Origin of the sequence: Chryseobacterium sp. SIMBA_029 (assembly GCF_046535275.1) — a bacterium.
GTDB lineage: Bacteria > Bacteroidota > Bacteroidia > Flavobacteriales > Weeksellaceae > Chryseobacterium.
This window is the reverse complement of sequence record NZ_JAWRXA010000829.1, coordinates 1-237: the sequence shown is the minus strand read 5'-3', so window position 1 is coordinate 237 and position 237 is coordinate 1. Positions and strand designations below refer to the sequence as shown.

The following is a 237-nucleotide window of genomic DNA, read 5'->3' as shown; positions in this document are numbered from 1 at the left end:
AGACACCTTTGGAAGAACAACCACCTCCGCCTCTACAGCCTTCTTAGTTGCAGGACTCCATGCCAATTGCGTTGCTGACAATGACTTTACACGTGGAAATACCATATCAACATGGGCAGTTCCTCTTTGCCATCCTTTCCATGTTCCAAACTGCTGAAGATTAGCATCAATTCCCCATGAACGAAGCTTTTCTGCACTCCATTCGTTGGCAGCAAGCATTTCCGGAGTTCCTACAAG

At 46.8% G+C, this 237-nt stretch carries 1 pseudogene; it reads right to left on the bottom strand.

The features are described from left to right. Positions 1–237: pseudogene (locus tag SB679_RS26200) on the bottom strand (peptidase M28); the annotation flags it as partial.